The sequence below is a fragment of the Streptomyces sp. LS1784 genome (genome assembly GCF_020103755.1).
GTDB lineage: Bacteria > Actinomycetota > Actinomycetes > Streptomycetales > Streptomycetaceae > Kitasatospora.
Window position 1 is genome coordinate 20,911 of record NZ_JAHSQD010000005.1, and the last position, 24,306, is coordinate 45,216.

Consider the following 24,306-nt stretch of genomic DNA (forward strand, 5'->3'; position numbering starts at 1 on the left):
GACTACGCGCATTATGCGCATCCTCGTGACCGGCGGCGCCGGATTCATCGGTTCGGAGTTCGTCCGTCAGCTCCTCGGAGCTGACGAGAATGCCCGGATCACGGTCTTTGACAAGCTCACCTACTCGGGCGTCCTGGAGAACCTGGCCCCGGTGGCCGGCCACCAGGGCTACACCTTCGTCCAGGGCGACATCTGCGACGTGGACGCCGTCGACCAGGTCATGCCGGGCCATGACGTGGTGGTGCACTTCGCCGCCGAGTCCCACGTGGACCGCTCGATCGCCGGCGCGGGCCCGTTCGTGCTGACCAACGTCGTCGGCACCCAGGTCCTGCTCGACGCCGCCCGGAAGCACGGCGTCGGCCGCTTCGTGCACATCTCCACCGACGAGGTCTACGGCTCGATCAGCGAGGGCTCCTGGACCGAGACCTGGCCGCTGGTGCCGAACTCCCCGTACTCGGCCTCCAAGGCGTCCTCCGACCTGCTGGCGCTGGCCTACCACCGCACCCACGGCATGGACGTCGTGGTGACCCGCTGCTCCAACAACTACGGGCACTACCAGTTCCCGGAGAAGGTCATCCCGCTGTTCACCACCAACCTGATCGACGGCAAGAAGGTGCCGCTGTACGGCGACGGTGGCAACGTCCGCGACTGGCTGCACGTCTCGGACCACTGCCGGGGCATCGAACTGGTCATGCGCGGCGGCCGCGCGGGTGAGGTCTACAACATCGGCGGCGGCACCGAGGCCACCAACAAGGAGCTGACCGGGCTGCTGCTGGAGGCCGCGGGCGCCGGCTGGGACATGGTCGAGCACGTCGAGGACCGCAAGGGCCACGACCTCCGCTACTCGATCGACATCAGCAAGATCCGCGAGGAGCTCGGCTACGAGCCGCAGGTCCGCTTCGAGGACGGCCTCGCCGCGACCATCGCCTGGTACCGCGAGAACCGTGCCTGGTGGGAGCCGCTGAAGCAGAAGGCGGCCCTGGCCAAGTGACCGCGAACGCCGCCGCGCCCGTGCGCTGGCTGGTCACCGGCGCGGCCGGGATGCTCGGGCAGGACCTGCTGTCGGTGCTGGGCGCCGACGCGACCGCCGAGATCACCGCGCTGCGCCGGGCGGACCTCGACATCACCGACGCGGCGGCCGTCCAGGCCGCCGTCGAGGGCCACGACATCGTGGTCAACTGCGCCGCGTGGACGAACGTCGACGCCGCGGAGACCGAGGAGGACGCCGCCACCGCCGTCAACGGCACCGGCGTGCGCCACCTGGCCGCGGCCTGCGCCAAGAGCGGTGCGCGGCTGTTGCAGGTCTCCACCGACTACGTCCTGCCGGGCGACGCCACCGAGCCCTGCCCGGAGGACGCCCCGACCGCGCCGGTGAACGCGTACGGCCGCAGCAAGCTGGTGGGGGAGCGGGCGGTCGCCGAACTGCTCCCCGAGCACGGCTACGTGGTGCGCACCGCCTGGCTGTACGGCGAGCACGGCCCGAACTTCGTGGCCACCATGCTCAAGCTCGCCGCCCAACGGGACACCCTCGACGTGGTGGACGACCAGCACGGCCAGCCGACCTGGTCGTACGCGCTGGCCGGCCGCCTGGTCGAGCTCGGCCGGGCCGCGCTCGCCGGGCAGGCCCCGGCCGGGGTCTACCACGGCACCGCGAGCGGCCGGACCACCTGGTGCGGACTGGCCCGCGAGACCTACGCACTGAGCGGGCTGGACCCGGAGCGGATCCGTCCGACCACCTCGGAGGCCTTCGTCCGCCCGGCCGTCCGCCCGGCCTTCAGCGTGCTGGCCCACGACCGCTGGGCCGCCGCCGGGCTGGCGCCGCTGCCCGAGTGGCGGGCCATGCTGGCCGAGGCCCTGACCAAGCCCGTCTTCGCCGAACTGGCCGCCACGGCCCGGAGCACCGAGAGCGACAGACCTCAGTGAAGAACCCGCTGACGAAGGTGGCTGCCGCGCTACCGCCAGGAACCCTGGCGGTGGCCGGCGGCACCGTCGTACTGGGCGCCGCCTCCTACATCCACCTCGGGGTGGCGGGCCACAGCCTGTCCGTCGACGACATGGCGAACGTCTCGCTGCTGTGGACGATCGTGATGTCCGTCGGCATCGGCGTCTTCTTCCCGATCGAGCAGGAGCTCACCCGGATCGTCGCGGCGCGGGCGGCGCTCGGCCACGGCGCCGCGCCGGTGCTGCGCCGGGCGACCCTGCTCACCGGTGGGATCCTCGCGGCGACCCTGGCCGTCCTCGGTGCCGCCTCCGGCCCGATCGCCCGGGCGATGTTCCACGGCGACCGCTCGCTGGTGCTGGCCCTCGGCGGCGCCTTCACCGGCATGGCCGTCTGCTACCTCACCCGCGGCGTGCTGGCCGGCCTCGGACGCTTCGGCGCGTACGGCACCCAGCTCGGCCTGGACGGCGGCCTGCGGATCGGCCTGGCCTTCGCCTGCGGCGTGGCCGGGGTGCACTCGGCGCTCGCGTTCAGCCTGATCCTGGCCGTCGCGCCGATCCTCGCCACGATCGCCACGCTGCCCCCGCTGCTGCGCGCGGTCAAACCCGGCGAGCAGGTCGGCTGGTCCGAACTCTGCTCCGGGCTCGGCCTGTTGATCTGCTCGACGCTGCTCTCGCAGGTCGTGGTGAACGCGGCCGTGGTGAGCACCAAGCTGCTCGCGCCCTCCGACTCCGCGCTGATCGCCGCCCTGCTCAACGCGCTGGTGCTGGCCCGGGTGCCGCTGTTCGTCTTCGGTTCGCTCCAGGCCTCGCTGCTGAACGGCCTCTCCGCCGCGATCGCGGTCGGGGACCGGGCCGCCTTCACCGGGATGCTCAAGAAGATCGGCGTCGTGGTGGGCGCGCTCGGCCTGCTCGGCGGTATCCCGGCGGTCGCCCTCGGCCCGTGGCTGATCCAGGTGCTGTTCGGCGCCAAGCCGGTGCTCGGCTGCCTCGACTTCTTCTGGTTGTCCGCCGGAACCGTCGCGTACATGTTCGCGATGGTGCTCGGACAGGCGTTGATGGTATTCAAGCGGCACAACCTTCAGCTGCTCTGCTGGGCGGTCGGCACCGCGGTCCTCGCCGGGGTGACCTTCCTGCCGGGTGAGGTGTCCACCCGCGTGATCCTTGCGTATACGGCGGGTTCCGTGGCCACCGTCCTCGGTATGCTGGCGGTTCTGAGGCAGAGTTTCGCCCGTTCGGCGACGAATTCCGCCGGTCTCGCCCAGCAGTCGGGGGACCCGAACGCCGGGGTGTTGAGCAGTCGGACGGCCGGTGACTGACCGTGTCCGCCCCTCATCTTCAGATCGCCGCGCAGCAGCGCGGGCCAGACCCCATTCATGGAGCCTCCGTGTCCCAGTACGACGATGTTTGGCTGGTGATCCCGGCCTACAACGAGGGCCAGGTGATCGCCGACGTTGTGGAGGGGGCGCGAAAGACGTTCCCGAACATCGTGGTGGTCGATGACGGCAGCGGCGACGACTCGGCCAAGCACATCATGCAGACGGGCGCGCACCTGGTGCGCCACCCGGTCAACCTCGGCCAGGGTGCCGCCCTCCAGACCGGCCTCGCCTACGCCCTGGCCCAGCCGGGCGCCAAGTACTTCGCCACCTTCGACGCCGACGGCCAGCACCAGACCGCCGACGTCGAGAAGATGGTCGCCCTGCTGCGGGAGGGCGACGTGGACGTCGTCCTCGGCTCGCGCTTCATCGAGCAGAACGGGCAGGTGCCGTGGATCAAGCGGGTCGTCCTGCGCACCGCGGCGACCGTCAGCCCGACCGCGCGCAAGCTCAAGCTGACCGACGCCCACAACGGCCTGCGCGTACTGAACCGCGAGGCCGCCGGTCGGCTGCGGATCACCATGAACGGCATGGCACACGCGTCGGAGATCGTCAGCTTCCTCGCCGGCTCGGACCTGCGGGTCGCCGAGCTCCCGGTGGACATCCTGTACACCGAGTACTCACGCGCCAAGGGTCAGTCCCTGATCAACGGCGTCAACATCATCTTCGACATCTCGCTGCGGGAGCGTAGCCGCCGATGAAATTCTTCTGGATCCAGCTGGTTCTCATTCTCGGCTCGGTCGCTCTCGCCTTCATGTTCATCCGGCGCTGGGACCGTGCCAACACCCGCGCCTGGAAGCGGATCGCGTTCTCGGTCTTCGTGATCGTGAACATCTACGCGGTGCTGCGTCCCACCGACGTGACCTGGCTGGCCCACCAGCTCGGCGTCGGCCGCGGTACCGACCTGGTGCTGTACGTGATGGTGCTGGCGATGGGCTTCCTGACCCTGAACACCTTCCTGCGCTTCCGCTCGCTGGAGAAGAAGCTCACCGACCTGGCGCGCACCGTGGCGATCAACGAGGGCGCCCGCCTGAACGAGGAGCGCTTCGACCTGGACCTGCCGGTCTCGGCGCCGGTCGACCGCAGCAAGGCCTGATCCCATGGCGACCTTCGAGTTCATGCTGCCGTACTACGGCGACGTGGCGTTGATGCAGGCCGCGGTGCGGAGCATCCTCGCGCAGACCGACCGGGACTTCCGGCTGACCGTCATCGACGACGGCAAGGAGCCGGACGTCCCGGGCTGGTTCGCCTCGCTCGGCGACGACCGGGTGAGCTACCTGCGCAACGAGCAGAACCTCGGCATCACCAAGAACTTCCAGAAGTGCGTGGAGCTGTCCACGGCCGACCACGTGGTCATCATGGGCTGCGACGACCTGCTGCACCCGCACTACCTGGAGACCGTCCGGGCGATAGTCAAGGACAACCCGGACCTCGGCATGGTGCAGCCGGGCGTCGAGGTCATCGACGGCAACGGCGAGGTCAGCCGTTCGGGCCTGGCGGACAACGTCAAGGAGAAGATCTACGCGCCGACCGTCAAGGGCCGGCGACTGATGGGCGGCGAGGAGCTGGCCGCCAGCGTGCTGCGCGGCAACTGGCTCTACTTCCCGTCGATCTGCTGGCGCGGCGAGGCGCTGCGCGCGGTCAACTTCCGTGACGAGTACTCGGTGATCCAGGACCTGGCCCTGGTCGTGGACCTGCTGGAGCTCGGCGAGCAGATGCTGGTGGACAACACCACCGTCGTCTTCCAGTACCGTCGGCACGCCGTCAGCGAGTCCTCGGTGCAGGCCTTCTCCGGCACCCGGTTCACCGAGGCGGAGCGGTACTTCAACGCGGTGGCCGAGCGGATGGACGCCCGCGGCTGGCCGAAGGCCGCCCGTGCGGCCCGGTTCCGCAGCGCCTCCCGCCTGCACGCGCTGACCATGCTGCCGGGCGCGCTGAAGCGTGGCCACCGGGCCGGCGCCAAGGTCCTGGTCCGCCACGCGCTGACCGGCGGAGATCGGCACTGACGCCTCGCAAGCCCTGATGCGGCACTGGGCCGGCAGTCCGGACTCCGGACTGCCGGCCCAGTGCCGTTCGCGTTCCCGGTGCGGGCTGTCACCCGGCCGAGGGGAATCCAGCAAGGGCCGAACCGCCGTTCCCGAGCGGGCCGTTGTCGTCCGTGGGGGAGGAGCGCGTTGGCTCCGGCCGATCGCCGCGTGGCACACTGCCGATGCGCTTCGACGCGTGGTGGCGGAAACCGTGGCGCCGCCCGGAGCCGGTCATGACGAGATCGTCAACTCACACAAGTAGGGAAGTGTCTCGGTGCAGCCGCTGATCGACTCTGCCCGCACGTCCGACGGGCCGGACCGGGGTGAGGACGGCGGCACGAACGCGCCCGGCACCCCGGCCGTGCCGGCCCGGCTGCGGGCGCTGGCCGCCCACCGCTGGTTCTGGCCGGTGGCCCTGCTGCTCGGGTACGGCGGACAGGTGGCGTTCCGCCTGGTGCTGTCGATCCACAACTACTTCCCGTCGGTGCACGCCGACGAGGACTCCTACCTGGTGATAGCGCGGGTGCTGGCCGGCCGGCCGACGACCGAGATGCCGGTCGGGGTGGTGATCCCCGGCGGGTACCCGCTGCTGATCTCGCCGGCGCTGCGGATCGCCGACAACCCGGCCACCGCGTACCACCTGGTCATGGTCATCAACGCGGTGCTCAACGCGCTGGTGTTCCCGCTCGCCGTGGCGGCGGCGCGCCGGGTGGGCCTCTCCCGGCCGCAGGCGTACCTGGTGGGCACCGCCGTGGCCCTGGTGCCGCCGGTGATCTTCTACTCCCAGTTCGCCATGTCGGACACCGTGCTCCCGGTGCTCCTGCTGGCCTGGCTGATCGCGATGCACGGCTGGCTCTCGCCCGGTTCGACGCGCCGCCGCGCGCTGTACGCGGCGGGGACGGGCCTGGCGGCGGGCTACACGTTGGCCACCCACGACCGCGGCGGCGTGGTCGTGGTGCTGACCGCGCTGGTCCTGGTCGTGGTGCTGGTCCTCGGCTGGGCGCCGCGGCTCGCCTCGCTGGCCGGCGTCGGTGCGCTCGGGGCGTCGTACCTGGGCGCGAAGCTGCTGGCCGGCTTCGTCGAGAGCCAGTTCAAGGACGTGCCGCCGAGCGACGTCGGCAACAAGGTCTTCGAGAACCTTGAGGACAGCAAGTACATCGGCACGATCATCGCCCGCACCTTCGGGCAGCTGTGGTACTTCATGACCTCCACGTACGGCTTCGGGGCGATCGCCCTGGTGCTGTGCGTGGTGGTCGTGTTCCGGCGCCGGTACCCGGTGGCCGAGCGGGTGGTGGCCTTCACCATGGTGGCCATGCTGTTCGGCACCGCGCTGGCCTCCGCGGCCGGCCTGGCGGACAACAACCGGACCGACAACTGGGTGTACGCCCGGTACTGCGCGGTGCTGGTGCCGCTGTTCCTGGTGGTCGGCCTGGCCGCGCTGTTCCGGGCCGGGGTCCGTGCGCTGCTGTGGATGGCGCTGGTCGGCACGGTGGTGATCGGCGTCATCCAGGTGTCGGTCGGGTCGTACGCGGGTGCCGAGCTCAAGCTCTGGGTCAGTCCGTGGACGGTGCCGGACGCCATGTTCCTGGCTTCGAGCTGGGAGGGCCTGCACATGGTCCGTACGAGCTTCGGCGCGCTGGCGGTGCTGGCCGCCTGCCTGCTGCTGCGGGTGGCCGGCGGGCGCCGGGTGGTCGCCGCGCTGGTGGCCTGCGTGGCGCTGTTCGCCGCCTACGCGACGATCGCCGTCACCGACAACGTCTCCGGACCGCATGCCAAGGAGCGCAAGTACCAGGCGGTCGGAGTGGCCAAGGAGGCGGGCCTGCGCAAGGGCGACAACGTCGTCCTGGACATGGACCTCGACTGGGACGCCCGGATGGCGATGGCCTACGAGGTCTACTGGGGCCGGGTCTGGTCGGACGACCTGAAGGACGGCTCCAACCCGCCGGAGAAGGCCACCGCGTACCTGGCCGGCTGGTACAAGGGTGCCCTGCCGCAGGACAGCTGGCCGGACCCGAGGCCCGGCTGGCACATCGCGAAGTACAACAAGGACCGCAACTGGGTGCTCTGGCGCAAGGACTGACCGGGGTCGTCACCCCATCGGGGCCGGTGAGGAACGCCTCACCGGCCCCGATTGGCATCCGGGCTGCTCCATGTGGCAGTATGTCCAAGTTGCTCGGTTGAGTGCCGATGCTGCGCGCCTCCCGCCGGGAGGACCGGAAGCGAGTCCCATGTACTCGTCGTTCCCGTGATGGCCGTCAAGCGTGAGTTCTACGCCACGGCAGCTGCGGGGCGAAAGTACGGGAATCTTCCGGGAAGCGTATGCGGGGCCTCGGCCCGGCGCCCCCCACCCCGAAAGTTCGAAACCGACGAAGTGCTTCGCCGGTTTTTTGCAAGCGCGAGTGCGACACGCCCGAGCGCGGGGGTCGGAGGGGGAGTCGTGCAGTGACTAAGGACAAAGGACTACTGAGTAGCCATGGCGGGACAGAAGATCCGCATCCGGCTCAAGGCCTACGACCACGAGGTCATCGACTCCTCGGCGAAGAAGATCGTCGAGACGGTGATCCGTACTGGTGCGCAGGTCGCGGGCCCGGTGCCGCTGCCCACTGAGAAGAACGTGTACTGCGTCATCCGCTCGCCGCACAAGTACAAGGACTCGCGCGAGCACTTCGAGATGCGTACTCACAAGCGTCTGATCGACATCCTCGACCCCACGCCGAAGACGGTTGACTCGCTCATGCGTCTCGACCTGCCGGCGGGCGTCGACATCGAGATCAAGCTCTGAGAGGCGCACCGAAGATGGCTAAGCAGATTAAGGGCATCCTGGGCGAGAAGCTCGGCATGACCCAGGTCTGGGACGAGAACAACCGGGTCGTCCCGGTGACCGTCGTCAAGGCCGGGCCGAATGTCGTGACCCAGGTCCACACCGCCGACAGCGCGGCCGGCTACAGCGCCGTCCAGCTCGGCTTCGGCGAGATCGACCCCCGCAAGGTGAACAAGCCCCTCGCGGGCCACTTCGCCAAGGCCGGTGTCACCCCGCGCCGCCACCTGGTCGAGATCCGTACCTCGGACGCGTCCGAGTACACCCTGGGCCAGGAGATCACCGCCGAGCTGTTCGAGGCGGGTGTCAAGGTCGACGTGACCGGCACCTCCAAGGGCAAGGGCTTCGCCGGTGTCATGAAGCGTCACAACTTCAAGGGTCTCGGCGCCGGTCACGGCACCCAGCGCAAGCACCGCTCGCCCGGTTCCATCGGTGGCTGCGCCACCCCGGGCCGTGTGTTCAAGGGCCTGCGCATGGCTGGTCGGATGGGCCACGAGCGTGTGACCACCCAGAACCTGACCGTGCACGCGGTCGACGCGGAGAAGGGTCTGCTGCTCATCAAGGGCGCCGTCCCGGGCCCGAACGGCGGCCTCGTCCTCGTCCGCACCGCGGCGAAGGGGCTGTGAAGGATATGAGCACCATTGACATCCTGTCGCCGGCTGGCGACAAGACCGGCAGCGTCGAGCTGCCGGCCGAGATCTTCGACGCGAAGGTCAGCGTTCCGCTGATGCACCAGGTCGTTGTGGCGCAGCTCGCTGCGGCCCGTCAGGGCACCCACAAGACCAAGACTCGCGGCGAGGTTCGTGGCGGCGGCAAGAAGCCGTACCGCCAGAAGGGCACCGGCCGCGCCCGTCAGGGCTCGACCCGTGCGCCGCAGTTCGCCGGCGGTGGCGTCGTGCACGGTCCCGTGCCGCGCGACTACTCGCAGCGGACCCCGAAGAAGATGATCGCCGCCGCCCTGCGCGGTGCGCTCACCGACCGGGCCCGCCACAACCGCATTCACGTCGTCACCGGCGTGACCGCGACCGAGGCGCCGTCGACCAAGGCCGCCAAGGGCCTGTTCGGCAAGATCACCGACCGCAAGAACGTCCTCCTGGTCGTCGAGCGCGAGGACGAGCTGGGCCTGAAGTCCGCTCGCAACCTGCCGAACGTGCACATCCTGGACGCCGGTCAGCTGAACACCTACGACGTGCTCGTCTCCGACGATGTGGTCTTCACCCAGGCCGCCTTCGAGCGTTTCGTGGCCGGTCCGGCCGCGTCCGCCAAGGCCGTTGCCGCTGAGGGCGAGCTCGAAGGGAGCGCCGCCTGATGAGCGACGTTACGAGCAAGACGTTCACGGACCCCCGTGACGTCCTGGTGAAGCCGGTCATCTCGGAGAAGAGCTACTCGCTCCTCGACGAGAACAAGTACACGTTCATCGTGTCGCCGGGCGCCAACAAGACCCAGATCAAGCAGGCCGTCGAGGCGGTCTTCTCGGTCAAGGTCGAGGCTGTCAACACGATCAACCGTCAGGGCAAGCGCAAGCGCTCCAAGACGGGCTTTGGCAAGCGCAAGGACACCAAGCGCGCCATCGTGACGCTGGCCGAGGGCAACCGCATCGACATCTTCGGTGGTCCGGTCTCCTGAATCAGGAGATCGTGATCGTCGATTAGGACGAGGACGAGAGAGCCAAATGGGCATCCGCAAGTACAAGCCGACTACGCCGGGCCGTCGTGGCTCCAGCGTGGCCGACTTCGTAGAAATCACGCGGTCCACCCCGGAGAAGTCGCTGGTTCGCCCCCTGCACAGCAAGGGCGGCCGCAACAACGCCGGTCGTGTCACCGCTCGCCACCAGGGTGGCGGTCACAAGCGCGCCTACCGCGTGATCGACTTCCGTCGTCACGACAAGGACGGCGTGCCGGCCAAGGTCGCGCACATCGAGTACGACCCGAACCGCACCGCGCGCATCGCGCTCCTGCACTACGCGGACGGCGAGAAGCGCTACATCATCGCGCCGCGCGGCATCGCGCAGGGTGACCGGATCGAGAACGGCGCTGGCGCCGACATCAAGCCGGGCAACAACCTGCCGCTGCGCAACATCCCGGTCGGTACCACCATCCACGCGGTGGAGCTGCGTCCCGGTGGCGGTGCCAAGCTGGCCCGCTCGGCCGGCTCCGGCATCCAGCTGCTGGCGCGTGAGGGCAAGATGGCGCACCTGCGCATGCCCTCCGGTGAGATCCGCCTGGTCGACGCGCGCTGCCGCGCCACCGTCGGCGAGGTCGGCAACGCCGAGCAGTCGAACATCAACTGGGGCAAGGCCGGCCGTATGCGCTGGAAGGGCGTCCGCCCGACCGTGCGTGGTGTGGCCATGAACCCGATCGACCACCCGCACGGTGGTGGTGAGGGTAAGACCTCCGGTGGTCGCCACCCGGTCTCGCCGTGGGGTAAGCCCGAGGGCCGTACCCGTCGCCCGAACAAGGCGTCGGACAAGCTCATCGTGCGCCGCCGCAAGACCAACAAGAAGCGCTAGGAGCAGGTCAGATGCCGCGCAGTCTCAAGAAGGGCCCCTTCATCGACGGCCACCTCATCAAGAAGGTGGACGTTCAGAACGAGGCGGGTACCCAGAACGTCATCAAGACCTGGTCCCGTCGTTCCGTGATCTCGCCGAGCATGCTCGGTCACACGATCGCGGTTCACGATGGCCGTAAGCACGTCCCGGTGTTCGTCACCGAGTCGATGGTCGGCCACAAGCTCGGCGAGTTCGCTCCGACCCGCACCTTCCGTGGCCACGTGAAGGAAGACCGGAAGTCGAAGCGTCGCTAAGCCTGAGCTTGCGCGCCAAAAAGACTCAATGACTTACTCCATTAAGGGGACAACCATGGAAGCCAGGGCACAGGCGCGGTACATCCGCGTGACGCCCATGAAGGCCCGCCGCGTGGTGGACCTCATCCGTGGCATGAATGCCACGGAGGCCCAGGCCGTCCTGCGTTTCGCTCCGCAGGCCGCCACCGTGCCGGTCGGCAAGGTGCTCGACAGCGCCATTGCCAACGCCGCGCACAACTACAACCACTCCAACGTGGACGACCTCTACATCTCCGAGGCGTACGTTGACGAGGGCCCGACCCTGAAGCGGTTCCGTCCGCGTGCCCAGGGCCGCGCCTACCGGATCCGCAAGCGGACCAGCCACATCACCGTGGTCGTCAGCAGCAAGGAAGGGACCCGGTAATGGGCCAGAAGGTTAACCCGCACGGGTTCCGCCTCGGCATCAGCACGGACTTCAAGTCCCGCTGGTACGCCGACAAGCTGTACAAGGACTACGTCAAGGAAGACGTTGCCATTCGTCGCATGATGACGAAGGGCATGGAGCGCGCCGGCATCTCCAAGGTCGAGATCGAGCGCACCCGCGACCGCGTCCGCGTCGACATCCACACCGCCCGCCCCGGCATCGTCATCGGTCGCCGTGGCACCGAGGCCGACCGCATCCGCGGCGACCTCGAGAAGCTGACCGGCAAGCAGGTCCAGCTGAACATCCTCGAGGTCAAGAACCCCGAGCTGGACGCCCAGCTCGTGGCTCAGGGCGTCGCGGAGCAGCTGTCCTCCCGCGTCTCCTTCCGCCGTGCCATGCGCAAGTCGATGCAGGGCACCATGAAGTCCGGCGCCAAGGGCATCAAGGTTCAGTGCTCCGGTCGTCTCGGCGGCGCCGAGATGAGCCGTTCGGAGTTCTACCGCGAGGGTCGCGTGCCGCTGCACACCCTGCGTGCGAACGTCGACTACGGCTTCTTCGAGGCCAAGACCACCTTCGGCCGCATCGGCGTGAAGGTCTGGATCTACAAGGGCGACGTCAAGAACATCGCCGAGGTCCGCGCTGAGAACGCCGCTGCCCGCTCGGGCAACCGCCCGGCCCGTCCCGAGGGTGGTCGTCCCGCCCGCGGTGGCGAGCGTCGTGGTGGCGAGCGCGGTGGCCGTGGCCGTCGTCCCGCCGCTGCCGAGGCCCCCGCGGCCCCGGCCGTCGAGGCTCCGGCTGCCGAGAACACCGGAACGGAGGCCTGACCCCAATGCTGATCCCCCGTAGGGTCAAGCACCGCAAGCAGCACCACCCGAAGCGTCGTGGCGCTGCCAAGGGTGGCACCGAGCTGGCGTTCGGCCAGTTCGGCATCCAGGCCGTCACCCCGGCCTACGTGACGAACCGTCAGATCGAGTCGGCTCGTATCGCGATCACCCGTCACATCCGCCGTGGCGGCAAGGTCTGGATCAACATCTACCCGGACCGCCCGCTCACCAAGAAGCCGGCCGAGACCCGCATGGGTTCCGGTAAGGGTTCGCCGGAGTGGTGGATCGCGAACGTGCACCCGGGTCGGGTCATGTTCGAGCTGTCGTACCCGAACGAGAAGATTGCGCGCGAGGCGCTCACCCGTGCCGCGCACAAGCTTCCGATGAAGTGCCGGATCGTCCGGCGCGAGGACGGTGAAAGCTGATGTCGGCCGCTACCAAGGCTGCTGAGCTTCGTCAGCTGGACAACGAGGCCCTCGTTGCCAAGCTTCGCGAGGCCAAGGAGGAGCTGTTCAACCTCCGCTTCCAGGCGGCGACCGGGCAGCTCGACAACCACGGACGGCTGAAGCTCGTCCGTAAGGACATCGCGCGGATCTACACCCTGATGCGCGAGCGCGAGCTGGGCATCGAGACGGTGGAGAACGCCTGATGACTGAGAACACCAACGAGACGCGCGGTTTCCGCAAGACCCGTGAGGGTCTCGTCGTCAGCGACAAGATGGACAAGACCGTCGTCGTCGCCGTCGAGGACCGCGTCAAGCACGCTCTGTACGGCAAGGTCATCCGCCGTACGAACAAGCTGAAGGCGCACGACGAGCAGAACGCGTGCGGCGTGGGCGACCGGGTCCTCCTGGCGGAGACCCGCCCGCTGTCCGCGACGAAGCGCTGGCGCGTCGTCGAGATCCTCGAGAAGGCCAAGTAACGAAGCCGATGTGGTACGGCCGTATGTGCAGCGGGTCCCTGCGGGACGCCGGTGTGAGCAGCGGCCGGCCCGTCGACTCTCGTTGACGATCAGGAGAAAGCTGTGATCCAGCAGGAGTCGCGACTGCGTGTTGCCGACAACACTGGTGCCAAGGAGATCCTTTGCATCCGTGTTCTCGGTGGCTCCGGTCGCCGCTACGCCGGAATCGGGGACGTCATCGTCGCGACCGTCAAGGACGCGATCCCCGGTGGCTCGGTGAAGAAGGGTGACGTCGTCAAGTGCGTCGTCGTCCGTACCGTCAAGGAGCGTCGTCGTCCGGATGGCTCGTACATCCGCTTCGACGAGAACGCCGCTGTCGTGCTCAAGAACACTGAGGGTGACCCCCGTGGCACCCGCATCTTCGGCCCGGTCGGCCGCGAGCTGCGCGACAAGAAGTTCATGAAGATCATCTCGCTGGCGCCGGAGGTGCTCTAACCCATGGCGAACAGCATGAAGATCAAGAAGGGTGACCTGGTCCAGGTCATCACCGGCAAGGACAAGGGCAAGCAGGGCAAGGTCATCCAGGCCATGCCGGCTGAGAACAAGGTCCTCGTCGAGGGTGTCAACCGGGTCAAGAAGCACACCAAGCCGGGTCCGGGTACCCAGGGTGGCATCGTGACCGTCGAGGCCCCGGTGCACGTCTCCAACGTCCAGCTGGTCGTGGAGAAGGACGGCAAGAAGGTCGTCACCCGCGTCGGCTACCGCTTCGACGACCAGGGCAACAAGATCCGCGTTGCCAAGCGAACCGGTGAGGACATCTGATGTCTGAGACGACTGTTGAGAAGGTGGCCCCCCGCCTCAAGGAGCGTTACAACTCCGAGATCAAGGGCCAGCTGAACGAGCAGTTCAAGTACGAGAACGTCATGCTGATCCCCGGCCTGGTCAAGGTCGTGGTCAACATGGGTGTCGGCGAGGCTGCCCGTGACAGCAAGCTGATCGAGGGCGCGATCCGCGACCTGACCGCCATCACCGGTCAGAAGCCGGCCGTGACCAAGGCTCGCAAGTCCATCGCGCAGTTCAAGCTGCGCGAGGGCCAGCCGATCGGCACGCACGTCACCCTCCGTGGTGACCGCATGTGGGAGTTCCTGGACCGTCTGGTGTCGCTGGCTCTGCCGCGTATCCGCGACTTCCGTGGTCTCTCCCCGAAGCAGTTCGACGGCCGTGGCAACTACACCTTCGGTCTGACCGAGCAGGTTATGTTCCACGAGATCGACCAGGACAAGGTCGACCGTCAGCGCGGTATGGACATCACCGTCGTGACCACCGCTCAGACCGACGACGAGGGCCGGGCGCTCCTGCGCGCTCTGGGCTTCCCGTTCAAGGAGGCGTGAGCCAATGGCGAAGAAGTCCCTCATCGCGAAGTCCGAGCGCAAGCCGAAGTTCGGCGTCCGGGCCTACACCCGGTGCCAGCGCTGCGGCCGTCCGCACTCGGTGTACCGCAAGTTCGGCCTGTGCCGTGTCTGCCTCCGTGAGATGGCGCACCGCGGCGAGCTGCCGGGCGTGACCAAGAGCTCCTGGTAATCCGGGCGCTTTAGGCACACAGCGACGCAGAGGTGCCCGATCCCACACCGGCCCGTTTTGGGCCTGCCGTACGGGTTCCCGTAAGGTAGTGGGGTCGGGCCCCCTGCCGCGGCTTCCCCATGGATGTCCGTGGTCCTCTTCTGGGAGGGCTCGCACCCAGTCTTACTACGTCGTAGGTCCCCTGCGCTTGTGCCCCTGACGGACTCGGAAGAGTGCGGAAGGGGGACCTGGTGCGGAGAAACCACGGCGAGAGAGGCCTGAGGCCATCATGACCATGACCGACCCCATCGCAGACATGCTCACGCGTCTGCGTAACGCGAACTCGGCGTACCACGACACCGTGGCGATGCCGGCCAGCAAGATCAAGGCGCACGTCGCCCAGATCCTGCAGCAGGAGGGGTACATCTCCTCCTACAAGGTTGAGGAGCCCGTTGAGGGCGAGGTCGGCAAGAAGCTGACCATCGAGCTCAAGTTCGGCCCCAACCGTGAGCGCTCCATCGCCGGCATCAAGCGCATCAGCAAGCCGGGTCTGCGCGTTTACGCAAAGTCCACCAACCTGCCGAAGGTTCTCGGCGGCCTGGGCGTGGCGATCATCTCCACGTCGTCCGGCCTCCTGACCGACAAGCAGGCCGCCAAGAAGGGCGTAGGCGGAGAAGTTCTCGCCTACGTCTGGTAATTCGGGAAACGGAGGTACAGCAATGTCGCGCATTGGACGGCTGCCCATCCAGGTCCCCGCTGGCGTGGACGTCACCATCGATGGCCAGGCGGTCTCGGTGAAGGGCCCCAAGGGCTCGCTCACCCACGTCGTCGCCGAGCCGATCGAGATCGGCAAGGGCGAGGACGGCACCGTGCTCGTCTCCCGCCCGAACGACGAGCGTCGCTCGAAGGCCCTGCACGGCCTGACCCGCACGCTGGTGGCGAACATGATCACCGGCGTGACCGCGGGCTACCGCAAGTCGCTGGAGATCAGCGGTGTTGGTTACCGAGTCACGGCGAAGGGCTCCGACATGGAGTTCGCGCTGGGCTACAGCCACCCGATCCTGATCACCGCGCCGGAGGGCATCTCCTTCGTCGTCGAGTCGCCCACCAAGTTCCACGTGGACGGCATCGACAAGCAGAAGGTCGGCGAGGTCGCCGCGAACATCCGCAAGCTGCGCAAGCCCGACCCGTACAAGGCCAAGGGCGTCAAGTACGCGGGCGAGGTCATCCGCCGCAAGGTCGGAAAGAGTGGTAAGTAAGCGATGAGCGTCTCTGTCAAGATCGGCAAGGGCAACGCCTACAAGAGCGCCGCTCGCAAGCGCCGCGCGATCCGCGTTCGCAAGCGCGTCGTCGGCACCGAGGTGCGTCCGCGTCTCGTCGTGACGCGCTCGAACCGTCACATGGTCGCCCAGGTCATCGACGACGCCAAGGGTCACACCCTGGCGTCGGCGTCCACCCTCGATGTGTCCATCAAGGGCGCCGAGGGCGACAAGACCGAGCTGGCCAAGAAGGTCGGGAGCCTGGTCGCCGAGCGCGCCAAGGCCGCCGGCATCGAGTCGGTCGTCTTCGACCGCGCGGGCAACCGGTACGCCGGCCGCATCGCCGCCCTGGCGGACGCGGCTCGCGAGGCCGGGCTCGACTTCTAAGCCGCTCGTCGACTCTGTCGGCGGACGTAAACGAGAGAGGTAATTCCAATGGCTGGACCCCAGCGCCGCGGTAGCGGCGCCGGTGGCGGCACCGGTGGCGAGCGGCGCGACCGTAAGCGTGACGACCGGGGCAACGCCCCCGCCGTCGAGAAGACCGCTTACGTCGAGCGTGTCGTCGCGATCAACCGTGTCGCCAAGGTTGTCAAGGGTGGTCGTCGCTTCAGCTTCACCGCGCTGGTCGTGGTGGGCGACGGTGACGGCACCGTGGGTGTCGGTTACGGCAAGGCGAAGGAGGTTCCGGCCGCCATCGCCAAGGGTGTTGAGGAGGCCAAGAAGAACTTCTTCAAGGTCCCCCGTATCCAGGGCACCATCCCGCACCCCATCCAGGGTGAGAAGGCCGCCGGCGTCGTGCTGCTGAAGCCCGCCGCCCCCGGTACCGGTGTTATCGCCGGTGGCCCGGTGCGCGCCGTCCTGGAGTGCGCCGGCATCCACGACATCCTGTCGAAGTCGCTCGGCTCGGACAACGCGATCAACATCGTGCACGCCACCGTGGCTGCTCTGAAGGGCCTCGTGCGCCCCGAGGAGATCGCCGCCCGCCGTGGCCTGCCGCTGGAGGACGTGGCCCCCGCCGCTCTGCTGCGGGCGCGTGCTGCCGGGGTGAGCGCCTGATGGCTCGCCTGAAGATCACGCAGACCAAGTCGTACATCGGCAGCAAGCAGAACCACCGTGACACCCTGCGTTCGCTTGGTCTCAAGCGCATGCACGACGTCGTGGTGAAGGAGGACCGTCCCGAGATCCGCGGGATGGCCCACACGGTCCGTCACCTGGTGACGGTTGAGGAGGTGGACTGATCATGGGCGACAACCCGATCAAGATCCACAACCTGCGTCCCGCCCCGGGTGCCAAGACCGACAAGATCCGCGTGGGTCGTGGTGAGGGCTCCAAGGGTAAGACTGCCGGTCGTGGTACCAAGGGCACCAAGGCCCGCTACCAGGTTCCGCAGCGCTTCGAGGGTGGCCAGATGCCGCTCCACATGCGCCTGCCGAAGCTGAAGGGTTTCAAGAACCCGTTCAAGATCACCTTCCAGGTTGTCAACCTCGACAAGCTGGCCGAGCTCTACCCGCAGGGTGGCGAGGTCACGGTCGAGGACCTGGTCGCCAAGGGCGCGGTTCGCAAGAACTCGCTCGTCAAGGTGCTCGGCACCGGCGAGGTCTCGGTCGCCCTCCAGGTGACGGTGGACGCCGTCTCCGGTTCGGCCGCCGAGAAGATCAAGGCCGCCGGCGGTACGGTCACCGAGCTCGTCTGAGCCCGCTGACTCCGTCGTACGAGCCCCGCACCTCCTTCGGGAGGTGCGGGGCTCGCGCCGTTCCCGGGGAGATCCGGCCGGACGGCGCTCGTTCTTTTGTGTGGCAAAACCGGGCATCCCGTACCCCGTGAGTGGGGGAGCGGCCGTACGCGCTTCTTCCGAGTGGCCGCGCACTGTTAGAGTCCGTGGAGTTCCCTTGTAGGCTGCGCGTAGGCTCGCCTGTGCCGTCTGTACGGGAGCCCGAACCGCAAACTCCCCATTCAGGACCGACCCTCCCGCCGACGACGCGCGGGAGGCGCAGGAGGCACCGTGCTCAGTGCGTTCGCGCGGGCGTTCCAGACGCCCGACCTGCGCAAGAAGCTGCTGTTCACGCTGGGCATCATGGTGCTGTTCCGCCTGGGCTCGCACATTCCGATGCCGGGCGTGAGCTTCACGGCCGTGAACGAGTGCGTGAAGGACACCAAGAACAGCGGCCTCTTCGGACTCGTCAACCTGTTCAGCGGTGGCGCGCTCCTCCAGCTGACGATCTTCGCCCTCGGCATCATGCCGTACATCACGGCGAGCATCATCCTCCAGCTCCTCACCGTCGTGATCCCGCGACTGGAGATGCTGAAGAAGGAGGGGCAGGCCGGCCAGGCGAAGATCACCCAGTACACCCGTTACCTGACCATCGCGCTCGCGGTACTCCAGGGCACCGGCATCGTGGCGACGGCCTCCAGCGGCGCGCTGTTCTCCGGCTGCCCGCTGGCCAACGAGATCGTCCCGGACACCAGCGTGTTCCGGATCGCCGTCATGGTGCTCACCATGACCGCCGGCACCACGGTCATCATGTGGCTCGGTGAGCTGATCACCGACCGCGGCATCGGCAACGGCATGTCGCTGCTGATCTTCACCTCGATCGCGGCCCAGTTCCCGTCCTCCATGTGGAACATCAAGACCACCGGCACGATCGGCGGCGGCTGGGTCGAGTTCCTCTCGGTGGTCGCGGTCGGCATCATCGTCGTGATGCTGGTCATCTTCGTCGAGCAGGCCCAGCGCAGGATCCCGGTCCAGTACGCGAAGCGGATGATCGGCCGCCGGGCGTTCGGGGGGACCTCGACCTACATCCCGCTCAAGGTGAACCAGGCCGGTGTCATCCCGGTCATCTTCGCCTCCTCGCTGCTGTACATCCCCGCCCTGGTGGTCCAGCTGACCAACAGCCAAGCGGGCTGGGCCACGTGGATCCGGACGAACTTCGTCAAGGGTGACCACCCGATCTACATGGCCACCTACTTCCTGCTGATCGTCTTCTTCGCCTTCTTCTACGTCGCCATCTCCTTCAACCCCGAAGAAGTTGCCGACAACATGAAGAAGTATGGTGGGTTCATCCCGGGTATCCGGGCCGGCCGACCGACGGCCGAGTACCTGAACTACGTGCTGACCCGAATCACGTGGCCGGGTTCGCTCTACCTGGGCCTGATCGCGTTGATCCCGATGATCGCCCTGGTCGCCTTCGGACAGCAGACCAACTTCCCGTTCGGCGGCACCAGCGTGCTCATCGTCGTCGGCGTCGGACTCGAAACTGTGAAGCAGATCGAGAGCCAGCTCCAGCAGCGCAATTACGAAGGGTTCCTCCGCTGATGCGTATCGTCCTCGTTGGTCCTCCCGGGGCCGGGAAGGGTACTCAGGCGCACCTGCTCGCCAAGACCCTGTCCATTCCCCACATCTCCACCGGCGACCTGTTCCGTGCGAACATCAGCCAGGGCACCCCGTTGGGGCTCGAGGCCAAGAGCTACATGGACGCGGGACACCTGGTGCCGGACGAGGTCACCATCGGGATGGCCAAGGACCGGATGCTCCAGGAGGACGCCGCCAACGGCTTCCTGCTCGACGGCTTCCCCCGCAACCTCGGGCAGGCCAAGGCGCTGGACGAGTTCCTCGCCGAGCAGGGCATCAAGCTGGACGGCGTGCTGGACCTGGAGGTCCCCGAGGACGAGGTCGTCCGCCGGATCGCCGGCCGCCGCCTGTGCCGCAACGACGGTGGCCACGTCTTCCACGTGGACTACAACCCGCCGAAGGCCGAGGGCGTCTGCGACGAGTGCGGCGGCGAGCTGTACCAGCGCTCGGACGACACCGAGGACAAGGTGCGCACGCGCCTGGAGGTCTACCACACGGAGACCGAGCCGATCATCGACTACTACGTCCAGCAGGGCCTGGTGGCGACCATCTCGGCCCTCGGCAAGGTGGACGAGGTCACCGCCCGCTCGATCGAGGCGCTGAAGCAGGACAGCTGAGTCTCTCGGCGAACGTACGACGGTACGGCCGGGTCGCCCGCCCAGCGCGGGAGGCCCGGCCGTTTCGGCGTCGTACGGTGGTACCAGTGGTAATCCGGACTTGGAAGGCGTGACCAGATGGTGGAGATCAAGACCCCCGAGCAGATCGCGAAGATGCGAGCGGCCGGGCTGGTCGTCGCCGAGGCCCTGAAGGCCTGCCGCGAGGCGGTCGTCCCCGGGGTGACCACCCAGGAGCTCAACGACATCGCGGACAAGGTCATCACCGGCCACGGCGCCACCTCGAACTTCCGCGCCCACCACGGCGGGCTCTGGTTCCCGGGCGTGATCTGCGCGTCGGTGAACAACGAGGTCGTGCACGGCATCCCGGGCGAGCGGGTGCTCCAGGAGGGCGACGTCATCTCGATCGACTGCGGCGCCATCCTGGACGGCTGGCACGGCGACTCGGCCATCACGGTGGCGGTCGGCGAGGTCCGCCCGGAGGTCGAGATGCTGAGCCGCGTCACCGAGGGCTCGATGTGGGCCGGCATCGCCCAGATGAAGAAGAACAACCGCCTGGTGGACGTCTCCAAGGCGATCGAGGGCTACATCCGCCGCCAGCCGCTGCCGCCGAAGGGCAAGTGGGGCATCACCGAGGGCTACGGCGGCCACGGCATCGGCACCGCGATGCACATGGAGCCGCACGTGCTGAACTACGTCGAGCGCGGCCGCGGCAAGGGCCCGAAGCTGGTCCCCGGCACCGTGCTGGCGATCGAGCCGATGGTCTCGCTCGGCACCCCGCACACCACCGTGCTGGACGACGAGTGGACGGTCGTCACCAACGACGGCACCTGGGCCTCGCACTGGGAGCACTCGGTGGCCGTCACCGAGCAGGGCCCGCTGGTGCTGACGGCCTTCGACGGCGGCAAGGCGGAACTGGCCAAGCTGGGCATCACCGCAGCTCCGGACCCCCTCGCGTAGTCGTGGCGGCATCCGACTGCCGCTGCTGACAAGGGATCAAAGCCCTGGAGGTTTGGACCTCCAGGGCTTTTGTCCTATTTTTATCCGCTGGCAGTGGTCCGCTGCGGCCTGACTGGTTTACGAGCGATGCAGGAGAGAGCACGTGCTCAAGGGATTCCGCGACTTCATGATGCGCGGCAACGTCGTCGACATGGCGGTCGGTGTGGTCATCGGTGCCGCGTTCACCGCGGTGGTGACCGGTTTCGTGTCCGCCTTCCTCACCCCGCTGGTGGGTGTGGTGGTCGGCGCGGCCGGCGACTTCAGCTCGTACAAGGCGCACATCGCCGGAGTGACCTTCCCGTACGGGCAGTTCCTCAACGTGCTGATCGCGTTCTTCATGACCGCCGCGGTGCTGTACTTCTGCGTGGTGCTGCCGATCACCAAGGCGACCGCGCGCTACATGCCGAAGAAGCCGAAGGCGCCGAAGCGCCCCTGCCCCGAGTGCCTGACCGAGATCCCCCAGGCCGCCCGCCGCTGCTCGGCCTGCACCGCGCACGTCGAGCCGATGGCGACCGCCACCGGCGTCTGACGTAGCGGGTGTGACGGCGACCGCTTTCAGGGGCCCCCGTTTTGGTCCATCGCACGCGCTGGCGTAGGATGGACCGTCGGCTCACTCGTAGCGTGCTCCAGCACGCCCTCTTCCCCTCGGGGGCGGGGTGAACCCAGGTTCGCACGAGCGTTCCGCATACGGTAGCCGGTCCCGGAAGGTGGATCTCGCAGTTCATGGCTAAGAAGCAAGGCGCCATTGAGATCGAGGGCACCGTGATCGAGTCTCTTCCGAACGCGATGTTCAAGGTCGAGCTGCAGAACGGTCACAAGGTCCTCGCGCACATCAGTGGCAAGATGCGCATGCACTACATCCGCATCCTGCCGGACGACCGGGTCGTCGTGGAGCTCAGCCCCTACGACCTCACGCGCGGGCGGATCGTCTACCGCTACAAGTAAGAACGTCAGATCTAGACCCGGAGAACCTGAAACATGAAGGTCAAGCCGAGCGTCAAGAAGATCTGCGACAAGTGCAAGGTGATCCGCCGCCACGGCCGGGTCATGGTGATCTGCGACAACCTGCGCCACAAGCAGCGCCAGGGCTGATCTCTCCCCAGCATTTCTCGTAGTACTTCGCGCGACGCGAAAACGTCATGAGCGGGCTACCCGATCCGATCCGCGAGGAACGGACTGCCGCCCCCGGTCAGAGGCCGGGGCTCCCTCACCGTGAGGTGTCGGAGTAGGTAGCACGCAAGACCTCTGAAGAACCACAGGAGCCTTGAATGGCACGCCTCGCCGGCGTTGATCTCCCCCGTGAGAAGCGGATCGAGATCGCCCTCACCTACGTGTACGGCATCGGCCGTACCCGCGCCCAGCAGACCCTCGCCGAGACCGGTGTCAACCCGGATGTCCGCGTTCGCGACATCTCCGAGGAGGACCTGGTCAAGCTGAGCCAGTACATCGACGCCAACTACACGGTCGAGGGTGACCTCCGCCGTGAGGTGGCCGCCGACATCCGCCGCAAGGTCGAGATCGGCTGCTACGAGGGTCTGCGTCACCGCCGTGGCCTGCCGGTCCGCGGTCAGCGCACCCACACCAACGCGCGTACCCGCAAGGGCCCGCGTCGCGCGATCGCCGGCAAGAAGAAGCCGGGCAAGAAGTAGTCCGTCCCGTAACCGGACATCCCTCCGGCCCGCGGGTCAGCGGACCGACCACCTCAGTAGGAGAACAGACTTATGCCCCCCAAGGGTCGTCAGGCTGCCGGCGCGAAGAAGATCCGCCGCAAGGAAAAGAAGAACGTCGCTCACGGCCACGCGCACATCAAGAGCACGTTCAACAACACCATCGTCTCGATCACGGACCCGTCCGGCAACGTGATCTCCTGGGCCTCCGCCGGCCACGTCGGCTTCAAGGGCTCGCGCAAGTCCACCCCGTTCGCCGCGCAGATGGCCGCCGAGGCCGCTGCCCGTCGCGCGCAGGAGCACGGCATGCGCAAGGTTGACGTCTTCGTGAAGGGTCCGGGCTCCGGCCGCGAGACCGCGATCCGTTCGCTCCAGGCCACCGGCCTGGAGGTCGGCTCGATCCAGGACGTCACCCCCACCCCGCACAACGGCTGCCGTCCGCCGAAGCGCCGCCGCGTCTGACGCAGCGCCTTCGGGCACGCTGGGTTCTGCTTTAAACCTCGTACGGGCTCCCACACAGTTGATTGAGAAACTGTCCTCGGGAGCCCGTACGCTTGGCGTGAGGCCACCGCCTCACGGCCATTCGTTCGGCGTCAAATAGTGGGCGCCGAAGACTGGAGGATCAAAACATGCTCATCGCTCAGCGTCCCTCGCTGACCGAAGAGGTCGTCGACGAGTTCCGCTCGCGGTTCGTGATCGAGCCGCTGGAGCCGGGCTTCGGCTACACCCTCGGCAACTCCCTGCGCCGCACGCTCCTGTCGTCGATCCCGGGTGCCGCTGTCACCAGCATCCGCATCGACGGCGTCCTGCACGAGTTCACCACCGTGCCGGGCGTCAAGGAGGACGTGACCGACCTCATCCTCAACATCAAGCAGCTGGTCGTCTCCTCGGAGCACGACGAGCCGGTCGTGATGTACCTGCGCAAGCAGGGCCCGGGTGTCGTCACCGCCGCCGACATCGCCCCGCCGGCGGGTGTCGAGGTGCACAACCCCGAGCTGGTCCTCGCCACCCTGAACGGCAAGGGCAAGCTGGAGATGGAGCTGACCGTCGAGCGCGGTCGCGGCTACGTCTCCGCCGTCCAGAACAAGGCCTCCGGCCAGGAGATCGGCCGCATCCCGGTCGACTCGATCTACAGCCCGGTGCTGAAGGTCACCTACAAGGTCGAGGCCACCCGTGTCGAGCAGCGGACCGACTTCGACAAGCTGATCGTCGACGTCGAGACCAAGCCCGCCATGCGTCCGCGCGACGCCATGGCCTCGGCCGGCAAGACCCTGGTGGAGCTGTTCGGCCTCGCCCGCGAGCTGAACATCGACGCCGAGGGCATCGACATGGGCCCGTCCCCGACGGACGCCGCCCTGGCCGCCGACCTGGCGCTGCCGATCGAGGAGCTGGAGCTCACCGTCCGCTCCTACAACTGCCTCAAGCGCGAGGGCATCCACACCGTGGGTGAGCTCGTCGCCCGCTCCGAGGCCGACCTGCTCGACATCCGCAACTTCGGTGCGAAGTCGATCGACGAGGTCAAGGCGAAGCTGGCCGGCATGGGCCTGGCCCTCAAGGACAGCCCGCCCGGGTTCGACCCGACCGCTGCCGCCGACGCCTTCGGCGCCGACGACCTCGACGACTCGCACTTCGCCGAGACCGAGCAGTACTAAGAGATTTGGCCGCGGGGGCGGTTCCACGGAGCCGCCCCCGTCGTCATGAAAGCCGTACGGGCACAGTGCCCGTACGCCCGCTGCGGTACCTGGTACGGCCGCAGTCGGAGATTCAAGG

Annotated in this window: 37 protein-coding genes; all 37 read left to right on the plus strand. The window is 67.7% G+C overall.

The genetic code is table 11. The features are described 5' to 3' along the window. Nucleotides 1–13 precede the first annotated feature (13 nt). The 37 genes from rfbB (at nt 14) to KS423_RS01535 (ending at nt 24,188) form a co-directional block, all read left to right on the plus strand. Entirely contained in the window at nt 14–991 is a 978-nt protein-coding gene (rfbB, locus tag KS423_RS01355; RefSeq protein WP_224273883.1) for a dTDP-glucose 4,6-dehydratase, read from the plus strand. Continuing rightward, nucleotides 988–1,923: a dTDP-4-dehydrorhamnose reductase gene (gene rfbD / locus KS423_RS01360; RefSeq protein WP_224273885.1), complete on the plus strand. Its 936-nt coding sequence runs from the start codon at nt 988–990 to the stop codon at nt 1,921–1,923. The genes rfbB and rfbD overlap by 4 nt, the downstream gene beginning before the upstream one ends. Before the next feature lie 50 nt (nt 1,924–1,973). Continuing rightward, complete coding sequence (locus KS423_RS01365; protein ID WP_224273892.1) at nt 1,974–3,257, plus strand: lipopolysaccharide biosynthesis protein; 1,284 nt, start codon at nt 1,974–1,976, stop codon at nt 3,255–3,257. A gap of 68 nt (nt 3,258–3,325) precedes the next feature. Beyond that, nucleotides 3,326–4,015 (plus strand): glycosyltransferase family 2 protein, encoded by a 690-nt coding sequence (locus KS423_RS01370; protein WP_224273900.1) that lies wholly within the window; start codon nt 3,326–3,328, stop codon nt 4,013–4,015. Further along, nucleotides 4,012–4,410, plus strand: coding sequence for a DUF2304 domain-containing protein (locus KS423_RS01375; RefSeq protein ID WP_224273902.1), 399 nt, complete (start codon nt 4,012–4,014; stop codon nt 4,408–4,410). Before KS423_RS01370 ends, KS423_RS01375 begins: the two co-directional genes overlap by 4 nt. Before the next feature lie 4 nt (nt 4,411–4,414). Next, nucleotides 4,415–5,320: a glycosyltransferase family 2 protein gene (locus KS423_RS01380; protein ID WP_224273904.1), complete on the plus strand. Its 906-nt coding sequence runs from the start codon at nt 4,415–4,417 to the stop codon at nt 5,318–5,320. Nucleotides 5,321–5,615: 295 nt separating this feature from the next. Then, entirely contained in the window at nt 5,616–7,421 is a 1,806-nt protein-coding gene (locus KS423_RS01385; protein WP_224273906.1) for a hypothetical protein, read from the plus strand. Between the two features lie 393 nt (nt 7,422–7,814). Continuing rightward, nucleotides 7,815–8,123 carry a 30S ribosomal protein S10 gene (gene rpsJ, locus KS423_RS01390; protein ID WP_012785157.1) on the plus strand — a complete coding sequence of 103 codons (309 nt, stop codon included), beginning with the start codon at nt 7,815–7,817 and terminating at the stop codon, nt 8,121–8,123. 14 nt (nt 8,124–8,137) lie between these two features. After that, nucleotides 8,138–8,785, plus strand: a complete 648-nt coding sequence (gene rplC, locus KS423_RS01395) for a 50S ribosomal protein L3 (RefSeq protein WP_030280762.1) — start codon at nt 8,138–8,140, stop codon at nt 8,783–8,785. A gap of 5 nt (nt 8,786–8,790) precedes the next feature. Then, nucleotides 8,791–9,468: a 50S ribosomal protein L4 gene (gene rplD, locus KS423_RS01400; RefSeq protein WP_224273907.1), complete on the plus strand. Its 678-nt coding sequence runs from the start codon at nt 8,791–8,793 to the stop codon at nt 9,466–9,468. After that, nucleotides 9,468–9,785, plus strand: coding sequence for a 50S ribosomal protein L23 (gene rplW / locus KS423_RS01405; RefSeq protein WP_030280768.1), 318 nt, complete (start codon nt 9,468–9,470; stop codon nt 9,783–9,785). The genes rplD and rplW overlap by 1 nt, the downstream gene beginning before the upstream one ends. Before the next feature lie 46 nt (nt 9,786–9,831). Further along, nucleotides 9,832–10,668 carry a 50S ribosomal protein L2 gene (rplB, locus tag KS423_RS01410; RefSeq protein ID WP_030232466.1) on the plus strand — a complete coding sequence of 279 codons (837 nt, stop codon included), beginning with the start codon at nt 9,832–9,834 and terminating at the stop codon, nt 10,666–10,668. An 11-nt stretch (nt 10,669–10,679) separates the two neighbouring features. Continuing rightward, nucleotides 10,680–10,961, plus strand: a complete 282-nt coding sequence (rpsS, locus tag KS423_RS01415; RefSeq protein WP_224273909.1) for a 30S ribosomal protein S19 — start codon at nt 10,680–10,682, stop codon at nt 10,959–10,961. 55 nt (nt 10,962–11,016) lie between these two features. Beyond that, nucleotides 11,017–11,364, plus strand: a complete 348-nt coding sequence (gene rplV / locus KS423_RS01420) for a 50S ribosomal protein L22 (RefSeq protein WP_030280773.1) — start codon at nt 11,017–11,019, stop codon at nt 11,362–11,364. Beyond that, nucleotides 11,364–12,188 (plus strand): 30S ribosomal protein S3, encoded by an 825-nt coding sequence (gene rpsC / locus KS423_RS01425; RefSeq protein ID WP_097237487.1) that lies wholly within the window; start codon nt 11,364–11,366, stop codon nt 12,186–12,188. The genes rplV and rpsC overlap by 1 nt, the downstream gene beginning before the upstream one ends. Before the next feature lie 5 nt (nt 12,189–12,193). After that, on the plus strand, nt 12,194–12,613 hold the full coding sequence (gene rplP / locus KS423_RS01430; protein WP_030457415.1) for a 50S ribosomal protein L16: 420 nt from the start codon (nt 12,194–12,196) through the stop codon (nt 12,611–12,613). Further along, nucleotides 12,613–12,837 (plus strand): 50S ribosomal protein L29, encoded by a 225-nt coding sequence (gene rpmC / locus KS423_RS01435; RefSeq protein ID WP_031063040.1) that lies wholly within the window; start codon nt 12,613–12,615, stop codon nt 12,835–12,837. Before rplP ends, rpmC begins: the two co-directional genes overlap by 1 nt. Beyond that, complete coding sequence (gene rpsQ, locus KS423_RS01440) at nt 12,837–13,109, plus strand: 30S ribosomal protein S17 (protein WP_030280777.1); 273 nt, start codon at nt 12,837–12,839, stop codon at nt 13,107–13,109. The genes rpmC and rpsQ overlap by 1 nt, the downstream gene beginning before the upstream one ends. Nucleotides 13,110–13,211: 102 nt before the next feature. After that, nucleotides 13,212–13,583: a 50S ribosomal protein L14 gene (gene rplN, locus KS423_RS01445; RefSeq protein ID WP_030232481.1), complete on the plus strand. Its 372-nt coding sequence runs from the start codon at nt 13,212–13,214 to the stop codon at nt 13,581–13,583. A 15-nt stretch (nt 13,584–13,598) separates the two neighbouring features. Then, on the plus strand, nt 13,599–13,910 hold the full coding sequence (gene rplX / locus KS423_RS01450; protein ID WP_030263484.1) for a 50S ribosomal protein L24: 312 nt from the start codon (nt 13,599–13,601) through the stop codon (nt 13,908–13,910). Continuing rightward, complete coding sequence (rplE, locus tag KS423_RS01455; RefSeq protein WP_153460990.1) at nt 13,910–14,479, plus strand: 50S ribosomal protein L5; 570 nt, start codon at nt 13,910–13,912, stop codon at nt 14,477–14,479. Before rplX ends, rplE begins: the two co-directional genes overlap by 1 nt. A gap of 4 nt (nt 14,480–14,483) precedes the next feature. Further along, nucleotides 14,484–14,669, plus strand: a complete 186-nt coding sequence (locus KS423_RS01460; RefSeq protein WP_030055830.1) for a type Z 30S ribosomal protein S14 — start codon at nt 14,484–14,486, stop codon at nt 14,667–14,669. A 268-nt stretch (nt 14,670–14,937) separates the two neighbouring features. Then, nucleotides 14,938–15,345, plus strand: coding sequence for a 30S ribosomal protein S8 (rpsH, locus tag KS423_RS01465; protein WP_030232489.1), 408 nt, complete (start codon nt 14,938–14,940; stop codon nt 15,343–15,345). Nucleotides 15,346–15,367: 22 nt separating this feature from the next. After that, nucleotides 15,368–15,907, plus strand: a complete 540-nt coding sequence (gene rplF / locus KS423_RS01470; protein ID WP_224273911.1) for a 50S ribosomal protein L6 — start codon at nt 15,368–15,370, stop codon at nt 15,905–15,907. A 3-nt stretch (nt 15,908–15,910) separates the two neighbouring features. Continuing rightward, a complete protein-coding gene (rplR, locus tag KS423_RS01475; RefSeq protein WP_030280785.1) occupies nt 15,911–16,294 on the plus strand; it encodes a 50S ribosomal protein L18 in 384 nt (127 codons plus the stop codon). Between the two features lie 48 nt (nt 16,295–16,342). Beyond that, nucleotides 16,343–16,963, plus strand: a complete 621-nt coding sequence (gene rpsE, locus KS423_RS01480; protein ID WP_030393306.1) for a 30S ribosomal protein S5 — start codon at nt 16,343–16,345, stop codon at nt 16,961–16,963. Continuing rightward, nucleotides 16,963–17,145 (plus strand): 50S ribosomal protein L30, encoded by a 183-nt coding sequence (gene rpmD / locus KS423_RS01485; protein WP_030055835.1) that lies wholly within the window; start codon nt 16,963–16,965, stop codon nt 17,143–17,145. The genes rpsE and rpmD overlap by 1 nt, the downstream gene beginning before the upstream one ends. Nucleotides 17,146–17,147: 2 nt before the next feature. Further along, nucleotides 17,148–17,600: a 50S ribosomal protein L15 gene (rplO, locus tag KS423_RS01490; protein ID WP_030280790.1), complete on the plus strand. Its 453-nt coding sequence runs from the start codon at nt 17,148–17,150 to the stop codon at nt 17,598–17,600. A gap of 309 nt (nt 17,601–17,909) precedes the next feature. After that, entirely contained in the window at nt 17,910–19,220 is a 1,311-nt protein-coding gene (secY, locus tag KS423_RS01495) for a preprotein translocase subunit SecY (protein ID WP_224273913.1), read from the plus strand. Beyond that, on the plus strand, nt 19,220–19,873 hold the full coding sequence (locus KS423_RS01500; protein WP_224273915.1) for an adenylate kinase: 654 nt from the start codon (nt 19,220–19,222) through the stop codon (nt 19,871–19,873). The genes secY and KS423_RS01500 overlap by 1 nt, the downstream gene beginning before the upstream one ends. A 117-nt stretch (nt 19,874–19,990) precedes the next feature. Beyond that, the gene (gene map, locus KS423_RS01505) at nt 19,991–20,830 is read left to right on the plus strand and encodes a type I methionyl aminopeptidase (RefSeq protein WP_224273917.1); all 840 of its coding nucleotides are present in this window, start codon (nt 19,991–19,993) and stop codon (nt 20,828–20,830) included. A 142-nt stretch (nt 20,831–20,972) separates the two neighbouring features. Continuing rightward, a complete protein-coding gene (mscL, locus tag KS423_RS01510) occupies nt 20,973–21,398 on the plus strand; it encodes a large conductance mechanosensitive channel protein MscL (protein ID WP_224273918.1) in 426 nt (141 codons plus the stop codon). Nucleotides 21,399–21,592: 194 nt separating this feature from the next. After that, nucleotides 21,593–21,814, plus strand: a complete 222-nt coding sequence (gene infA, locus KS423_RS01515; RefSeq protein ID WP_003956442.1) for a translation initiation factor IF-1 — start codon at nt 21,593–21,595, stop codon at nt 21,812–21,814. Nucleotides 21,815–21,847: 33 nt separating this feature from the next. After that, a complete protein-coding gene (gene rpmJ, locus KS423_RS01520) occupies nt 21,848–21,961 on the plus strand; it encodes a 50S ribosomal protein L36 (protein WP_003956441.1) in 114 nt (37 codons plus the stop codon). 176 nt (nt 21,962–22,137) lie between these two features. Continuing rightward, on the plus strand, nt 22,138–22,518 hold the full coding sequence (rpsM, locus tag KS423_RS01525; RefSeq protein ID WP_097237495.1) for a 30S ribosomal protein S13: 381 nt from the start codon (nt 22,138–22,140) through the stop codon (nt 22,516–22,518). 72 nt (nt 22,519–22,590) lie between these two features. Continuing rightward, complete coding sequence (rpsK, locus tag KS423_RS01530; RefSeq protein WP_014136257.1) at nt 22,591–22,998, plus strand: 30S ribosomal protein S11; 408 nt, start codon at nt 22,591–22,593, stop codon at nt 22,996–22,998. Nucleotides 22,999–23,165: 167 nt separating this feature from the next. Beyond that, nucleotides 23,166–24,188, plus strand: coding sequence for a DNA-directed RNA polymerase subunit alpha (locus KS423_RS01535; protein ID WP_049649049.1), 1,023 nt, complete (start codon nt 23,166–23,168; stop codon nt 24,186–24,188). The last annotated feature ends 118 nt before the right edge of the window (nt 24,189–24,306 follow it).

Coding starts and splice junctions, on each gene's coding strand:
- rfbB (WP_224273883.1), top strand. CDS start 14: ATGCGCATCCTCGTGACCGGCGGCGCCGGATTCATCGGTTCGGAGTTC.
- KS423_RS01375 (WP_224273902.1), top strand. CDS start 4,012: ATGAAATTCTTCTGGATCCAGCTGGTTCTCATTCTCGGCTCGGTCGCT.
- KS423_RS01380 (WP_224273904.1), top strand. CDS start 4,415: ATGGCGACCTTCGAGTTCATGCTGCCGTACTACGGCGACGTGGCGTTG.
- rpsJ (WP_012785157.1), top strand. CDS start 7,815: ATGGCGGGACAGAAGATCCGCATCCGGCTCAAGGCCTACGACCACGAG.
- rplC (WP_030280762.1), top strand. CDS start 8,138: ATGGCTAAGCAGATTAAGGGCATCCTGGGCGAGAAGCTCGGCATGACC.
- rplD (WP_224273907.1), top strand. CDS start 8,791: ATGAGCACCATTGACATCCTGTCGCCGGCTGGCGACAAGACCGGCAGC.
- rplW (WP_030280768.1), top strand. CDS start 9,468: ATGAGCGACGTTACGAGCAAGACGTTCACGGACCCCCGTGACGTCCTG.
- rplB (WP_030232466.1), top strand. CDS start 9,832: ATGGGCATCCGCAAGTACAAGCCGACTACGCCGGGCCGTCGTGGCTCC.
- rpsS (WP_224273909.1), top strand. CDS start 10,680: ATGCCGCGCAGTCTCAAGAAGGGCCCCTTCATCGACGGCCACCTCATC.
- rplV (WP_030280773.1), top strand. CDS start 11,017: ATGGAAGCCAGGGCACAGGCGCGGTACATCCGCGTGACGCCCATGAAG.
- rpsC (WP_097237487.1), top strand. CDS start 11,364: ATGGGCCAGAAGGTTAACCCGCACGGGTTCCGCCTCGGCATCAGCACG.
- rplP (WP_030457415.1), top strand. CDS start 12,194: ATGCTGATCCCCCGTAGGGTCAAGCACCGCAAGCAGCACCACCCGAAG.
- rpmC (WP_031063040.1), top strand. CDS start 12,613: ATGTCGGCCGCTACCAAGGCTGCTGAGCTTCGTCAGCTGGACAACGAG.
- rpsQ (WP_030280777.1), top strand. CDS start 12,837: ATGACTGAGAACACCAACGAGACGCGCGGTTTCCGCAAGACCCGTGAG.
- rplX (WP_030263484.1), top strand. CDS start 13,599: ATGAAGATCAAGAAGGGTGACCTGGTCCAGGTCATCACCGGCAAGGAC.
- rplE (WP_153460990.1), top strand. CDS start 13,910: ATGTCTGAGACGACTGTTGAGAAGGTGGCCCCCCGCCTCAAGGAGCGT.
- KS423_RS01460 (WP_030055830.1), top strand. CDS start 14,484: ATGGCGAAGAAGTCCCTCATCGCGAAGTCCGAGCGCAAGCCGAAGTTC.
- rpsH (WP_030232489.1), top strand. CDS start 14,938: ATGACCATGACCGACCCCATCGCAGACATGCTCACGCGTCTGCGTAAC.
- rplF (WP_224273911.1), top strand. CDS start 15,368: ATGTCGCGCATTGGACGGCTGCCCATCCAGGTCCCCGCTGGCGTGGAC.
- rplR (WP_030280785.1), top strand. CDS start 15,911: ATGAGCGTCTCTGTCAAGATCGGCAAGGGCAACGCCTACAAGAGCGCC.
- rpsE (WP_030393306.1), top strand. CDS start 16,343: ATGGCTGGACCCCAGCGCCGCGGTAGCGGCGCCGGTGGCGGCACCGGT.
- rpmD (WP_030055835.1), top strand. CDS start 16,963: ATGGCTCGCCTGAAGATCACGCAGACCAAGTCGTACATCGGCAGCAAG.
- rplO (WP_030280790.1), top strand. CDS start 17,148: ATGGGCGACAACCCGATCAAGATCCACAACCTGCGTCCCGCCCCGGGT.
- KS423_RS01500 (WP_224273915.1), top strand. CDS start 19,220: ATGCGTATCGTCCTCGTTGGTCCTCCCGGGGCCGGGAAGGGTACTCAG.
- map (WP_224273917.1), top strand. CDS start 19,991: ATGGTGGAGATCAAGACCCCCGAGCAGATCGCGAAGATGCGAGCGGCC.
- infA (WP_003956442.1), top strand. CDS start 21,593: ATGGCTAAGAAGCAAGGCGCCATTGAGATCGAGGGCACCGTGATCGAG.
- rpmJ (WP_003956441.1), top strand. CDS start 21,848: ATGAAGGTCAAGCCGAGCGTCAAGAAGATCTGCGACAAGTGCAAGGTG.
- rpsM (WP_097237495.1), top strand. CDS start 22,138: ATGGCACGCCTCGCCGGCGTTGATCTCCCCCGTGAGAAGCGGATCGAG.
- rpsK (WP_014136257.1), top strand. CDS start 22,591: ATGCCCCCCAAGGGTCGTCAGGCTGCCGGCGCGAAGAAGATCCGCCGC.
- KS423_RS01535 (WP_049649049.1), top strand. CDS start 23,166: ATGCTCATCGCTCAGCGTCCCTCGCTGACCGAAGAGGTCGTCGACGAG.